This window comes from Corallococcus sicarius, from assembly GCF_003611735.1.
Taxonomy (GTDB): domain Bacteria; phylum Myxococcota; class Myxococcia; order Myxococcales; family Myxococcaceae; genus Corallococcus; species Corallococcus sicarius.
This window is the reverse complement of sequence record NZ_RAWG01000463.1, coordinates 1-5,471: the sequence shown is the minus strand read 5'-3', so window position 1 is coordinate 5,471 and position 5,471 is coordinate 1. Positions and strand designations below refer to the sequence as shown.

The 5,471-nt window shown below is 69.7% G+C and carries 6 protein-coding genes; 5 read left to right on the top strand and 1 reads right to left on the bottom strand.

Translation table 11 applies throughout. The features are described 5' to 3' along the window. Positions 1–1,826, top strand: a 1,826-nt coding sequence (locus tag D7X12_RS38765; protein ID WP_120630188.1) for a serine/threonine-protein kinase, incomplete at its 5' end; no start/stop codon positions are given. A 26-nt stretch (positions 1,827–1,852) separates the two neighbouring features. Here D7X12_RS38765 and D7X12_RS38760 read toward each other — a convergent pair. After that, entirely contained in the window at positions 1,853–2,221 is a 369-nt protein-coding gene (locus tag D7X12_RS38760; protein ID WP_120630187.1) for a hypothetical protein, read from the bottom strand. Positions 2,222–2,495: 274 nt separating this feature from the next. Between D7X12_RS38760 and rplU the strand changes: the two genes are divergently transcribed. The 4 genes from rplU to D7X12_RS38740 all read left to right on the top strand — a co-directional run bounded on the left by rplU (position 2,496) and on the right by D7X12_RS38740 (position 5,322). Beyond that, positions 2,496–2,804, top strand: coding sequence for a 50S ribosomal protein L21 (gene rplU / locus D7X12_RS38755; RefSeq protein WP_120630186.1), 309 nt, complete (start codon positions 2,496–2,498; stop codon positions 2,802–2,804). 54 nt (positions 2,805–2,858) lie between these two features. Next, positions 2,859–3,137, top strand: a complete 279-nt coding sequence (gene rpmA / locus D7X12_RS38750; protein ID WP_120630185.1) for a 50S ribosomal protein L27 — start codon at positions 2,859–2,861, stop codon at positions 3,135–3,137. A gap of 129 nt (positions 3,138–3,266) precedes the next feature. Continuing rightward, positions 3,267–4,637, top strand: coding sequence for a GTPase ObgE (gene obgE / locus D7X12_RS38745; protein WP_120630184.1), 1,371 nt, complete (start codon positions 3,267–3,269; stop codon positions 4,635–4,637). Between the two features lie 4 nt (positions 4,638–4,641). Next, positions 4,642–5,322: a TrmH family RNA methyltransferase gene (locus D7X12_RS38740; RefSeq protein WP_120613728.1), complete on the top strand. Its 681-nt coding sequence runs from the start codon at positions 4,642–4,644 to the stop codon at positions 5,320–5,322. The last annotated feature ends 149 nt before the right edge of the window (positions 5,323–5,471 follow it).

Below are 5,471 nucleotides of genomic sequence, written 5' to 3'. Positions count from 1 at the left end.
GGATGGGCTCCGTGTACCTGGGGGAGCACGAGTCCATTGGCAGCCGCGTGGCGGTGAAGGTGCTGCACGAGCACCTGGCGCGCTACCCGGAGCTGGTGCAGCGCTTCCATGCCGAGGCCCGGGCGGTGAACCTCATCGGGCACGAGAACATCGTCAGCATCTTCGACCTCAACGCCGCGGCGCCGCGTCCGTACCTCATCATGGAGTACCTGGAGGGGGCGCCGCTGTCGGCCTGGGTGGGGACGCCGCTGTCGGCCTCGGCGGTGGTGCCCATGCTGTCCCAGGTGTGTGACGCGCTGCATGCGGCGCACGCCCGGGGCATCGTCCACCGCGACCTGAAGCCGGACAACATCTTCCTGGTGAAGCGCGGGCGGGGGATGCCGTTCGTGAAGGTGCTCGACTTCGGCATCGCGAAGCTGCTGGACGCGAGCATGCCGGAGACGCTGGCGGGCATCATCGTGGGGACGCCGGAGTACATGGCGCCCGAGCAGTCGCTGGGCCGGCGCCTGGATGGCCGGGCGGACCTGTACGCGATGGGCGTCATCGCCTACCAGCTCCTCACCGGGCGGCTGCCCTTTCCCGATGAGGGGCTCACGGCCCAGCTCGTGGCACACCAGACGCGGCAGCCGCCGCCGCTGCGTTCGGTGCATCCCGGGGTGCCGGCCGCGGTGGAGGCCGTCGTCCTGCGCGCCCTGGCGAAGACCCCGGAGGAGCGCTTCCCCAGTGCGCTCGCCCTGCGCACCGCGCTGGAGCAGAGCCTGTCCGTGCGGACCCCACCGCCGCGCGCCAGCCCCGCCAGCTCCATGAGCGCTTCCCTGCCCGCGTCCCCCGTGCCCACGGGCGGCGCCCGGGTGACGACGTCCGGTGGGCCCCGGCGGACCCCGCTCATGGCTCCTGGCGGTGGGTCGCTTCCGGTGCAGGTGCTGCTGCATCCGGGCACGGAGCCCCGGCCCTTCACGGGCTCCGACCTGTCGCGCGGCGGGGTGTTCCTGCACGCGACGGGGGAACTGCCCCCGCTGTTCGCGCGGGTCCAGGTGGTGCTGCCGCTGCGCACGGGGCCGCTGGCCGTCACGTGCGAGGTGGTGCGCCATGTCTCGCCCGAGCAGGCCCGGGCCTGGAGCATGTGCCCGGGCTTCGGCGTCCAGTTCGTCGCGCCGTCGGCCACGTTGAAGGCCCGCGTGGAGCAGCACCTCGCCGGCACCCCGGCCTCCGCGCCGCCCGCGCCCCGGGAGCCCCCGGACGACGCCGAGGCGGAGCGCGTCCTGGAGGCGCACCGCGAGCGGTCGGGCGAGGGCACCCATTACACGGTGCTGGGGCTCGCACCGGATGTGGACATGGAGGCCGTGCGGGAGCGGGCGCGCGATGTGTGGACCACCCTGTCGGCCTTGCGGCAGCGGCCCCTGTCGCGCGGGCAGCAGGCGCGCCTGGAGTCGATGCTGGGCCGCGTCAGGGACGCGGGCGACACGCTGGGGCTGCCGTTGCGCCGGGCGCGCTATGACGCACGGCTGGGCAACCCCCGGGGCGTCGCCCGGTGCCTGGAGGCGGGCCTCACCCCCGGGCAGGCGGAGGCCCTGCGCCGCGAGTACCTGGCCGATCAGCCCCGGGCCGTCGGCGCCGCGCGGGTGCACTTCCTCACCGGCGGCGCACTGGAGCGCGACGGTCAGCTCCAGCGCGCCCTGGAGGCCTACGAGCGCGGCTTGAAGCTGGACCCGCTGGAGTTGGAGTTCCAGCAGCGCCACCGCGTGGTGGACCGGGCGCTGGGGGCGCGCGCGGCGGGGGCCCGCAACGAAAGAGCCCGATTCCCTGGGGAGGGAACCGGGCCCTGAGTGTCACAGCGACGAAGGCGGGAGGCCTACTCCGCGGCGGCCGCGGCGCAAGAGGCGCTCAGCCCCTGCAGCTTGAGGTAGCAAGCGAGGGTGCTGGCCGAGAACGAGTTCTGCTCGGCCGTGGTCTTGTCGGAGCACTCCTTGATGTCGTTCACGCAGTCCACGAAGGAGTCGATCTTCGTCTTGTCGTCATCCGTGCAGCTCTTGACGGACTCCTCACAGGCCTCGCGATCCGCGTCGGTGACCTCGTCATTGTCCGGCTGCTCGAAGCCACACTTCTCGGCCTTGTCGGACAGCGTGTTGGCCGAGTCCTCGAGGTCGTCGCAGACGCTGCCGCCGCAAGCCGTGAGCGTGAGCGAGGCCAGGGCCGCCAGGCCGATCATGATCTTCTTCATGGTGTGTCTCCCCCTCAAAATGAGGTACAGGTCGGGTTTCAAGCGGCGCGCATCCTAGCGAACACCCGCTTGCTTTCCAGTGGACTTTATTCCGGGAATCTCATTCAAAAGTAAAGCGGGGGCCTTGCGGAAAATCTGATCCGCCATGTGCCTTGACTCCCCCCCGGGTTTCCCGTAAGTCCCGCCGTCTTTTAGCGCGCCGGGCGGTCCGCCGTCCGAAATGCGCGTTGGATTCCATGGGTTGAACCAACCCGAAGCTGACAGGGGTTCGACGATGTACGCAGTCATTCGCACAGGCGGGAAGCAGTACCGCGTTGCCGAAGGCGACGTTCTCCGGATCGAGAAGATCGCCGGGGACATCGGCGCCGAGGTCTCCTTCACCGAGGTCCTCCTCCTGGGCGGCTCGGACAGCCCCAAGGTGGGGCAGCCGACGGTGTCGGGAGCGAAGGTCGTGGGCAAGGTGCTGGCGCAGGACAAGCACCGCCGCGTCCTCCACTTCCGCAAGGAGAAGGAAGGCTGGACGCGTCGCCGTGGCCACCGCCAGCCGTACACCGAGGTGAAGGTCACCTCGATCTCCGGCTAGTCGGTCGCTGCCTTCCCGGACTTTTTCAGTCACGAACTTCAAGGAGCAGGTGTCATGGCCCATAAAAAGGGACAGGGTTCTTCGCGCAACGGGCGTGATTCCAACCCGCAGTACCGCGGCGTGAAGGTGTATGGCGGGGAGACGATCTCCGCGGGCAGCATCCTCGTGCGCCAGGTCGGCACGGTCATCCACCCGGGCACGAACGTGAAGCTCGGCCGCGACTTCACCCTCTTCTCGACGGTGGACGGCGTGGTGAAGTACGAGCGCCTCGGCCGCGACAAGAAGAAGGTGTCGGTGTACCCGGCCGCTGCCGCCGAGCAGGCGACCGCCTAAGTCGGCTGCTCCGGGGGCGACCCCGGGCACGGCATCCCCGAGCGGGTCGTTCCCGGTCCACCCCGTCCTCGCGGACGGTTGGATGCGAGGACGGCCCGCTTTGTATTTTTCCAGGAGGGCGTTCGCCCCATGAAGTTCGTCGACGAAGTACGCATCTACGTGAAGGCGGGCGACGGCGGGAACGGCGCCGTGTCCTTCCGGCGCGAGAAGTTCATCGAGCGGGGCGGTCCCAACGGCGGGGACGGCGGCAACGGCGGCTCCGTGTCGTTCGTCGCGAACCCGCAGCTCACCACGCTCCTGGACTACCGCTACCAGCAGCATCACCGGGCGAAGAACGGTGAGCACGGCATGGGCAGCGACTGCAACGGTCACGGGGCCGATGACATGGTGCTCCAGGTGCCGGTGGGCACGTTGATCCGCAACAACGACACCGGCGAACTGCTGGTGGACCTGAGCGAGCCGGGCCAGGAGTACGTGGCGGCCAAGGGCGGCCGTGGCGGCCTGGGCAACATGAACTTCGCCACCTCCACGCGCCAGACGCCGCGCTTCGCGCAGGACGGGGCCCAGGGCGAGGAGATCACCCTGCGGCTGGAGCTGAAGCTGCTGGCGGACGTGGGCCTGCTGGGCTTCCCGAACGCGGGCAAGAGCACGTTCATCTCGCGCGTGAGCCGCGCTCGGCCGAAGGTGGCGGACTACCCGTTCACCACGCTCGTGCCGAACCTCGGCATGGTCCAGTACAAGGACAACCTGTCCTTCGTCATGGCGGACATCCCCGGCATCATCGAGGGCGCCAGCGAGGGCGTGGGCCTGGGCCACCAGTTCCTGCGCCACGTGGAGCGCTGCAAGGTGCTGGTGCACCTCATCGACATGGGCGCCGAGGGCGAGGGCCGCAAGCCGCTGGACGACTTCAACATCCTCAACGTGGAGTTGAAGAAGTACAGCGCGGAGCTGGCCAGCAAGCCGCAGGTGGTGGCCGCGAACAAGCTGGACCTCACGGAGGCCCGCGAGCGGCTGGGGCCCTTCACGGAGGCCCTGCGCCGTCGTGGCATCCGCGTGTACCCGGTGTCCTGCGCCACGGGCGAGGGCATGCAGGCGCTGATGGACGCGGTGGCGGAGGTGCTCTTCACCGGCCGCACCGAGAAGATCCACGTGGAGGCTCCGACGAAGCGTGCGTCCGCCGCCCCGGCGAAGAAGGCCCCGGCGAAGAAGGCGTCCGCCAAGAAGGCCCCCGCGAAGAAGTCCGCCGTGAAGACGGCCGCGCGCAGGCCCGTGGCGAAGAAGTCCGCCGCGAAGAAGGGGGCCGCGAAGAAGGCCGTGGCGAAGAAGGCGGGCGGTGCTCGCAAGGCCGCGCCGAAGAAGTCCGCCGCGAAGAAGACCTCGCGCAAGCCCGTGGCGAAGAAGGTCGCTCGCAAGGCCCCGGTGAAGGCGTCCGCGAGGAAGCCCGTGCGCAAGGCGTCCACGAAGAAGTCCGCCGGCAAGAAGTCCGGCGGGAGGCGCTGAGTCGATGGCTGGTGGAGGCCCCCGCTACGAGAAGTTCGAGCGCGACGTCGTCGAGCCGGAGCAGTTCCTGCTCGACGAGCGCAAGGAGCGCATTGACCGCGTCGTCAGTCAGCGCACGCGCAACTTCACCGTGGTGCTCGACCGGTTGGAGGACAACTTCAACATGGCCGCGGTGCTGCGCACCTGCGAATCCATGGGCGTGCAGGAGGTGCACGTCGTCATCAACCCGGACGCGCCCTTCATCCCCAACTCGCGGGTGGCCCAGGGCTGCGACAAGTGGTTGGACGTGCACCTCTACAAGACGTTCGCGGAGTGCCGCGAGCACCTGAAGGGGCAGGGCTTCAGCCTCTACGCGTCCGCACTGCGCGAAGGGGCCACCAGCCTCTACAGCCTGCGCTTCGACACGAAGTTCGCCATGGTGTTCGGCAACGAGCGCTTCGGCGTGAGCGACGACGTCCTGTCGGGCGTGGACGGGACCTTCTGGGTGCCCATGAAGGGCTTCAGCCAGAGCCTGAACATCTCCGCGGCGGCCTCGGCGAGCATCAGCCGGGCGATCGCCTGGCGGGACGAGCACCTGGGAGGCTCCGGGGACCTGACGCCCGACGAGGCCCAGGCCCTGCGTGAGCGCTTCTACCTGCTGGGCGTGAAGCAGCGGAAGCGTCTGGTCAAAGCCACACAGCGGTGAATGCTGGCCCCCCGGGGGCCGTCCGGATGCGGTAGATGGTCCCCGCGGGCACCCCGGTGCCTGCTCCGGAGGCGCACGCCATGTTGCTGGAATCCCTGCTCTTCACGCTGCTCGCCGCGCCGCAGGCCCCCACCGCCGCCACCCCTTCC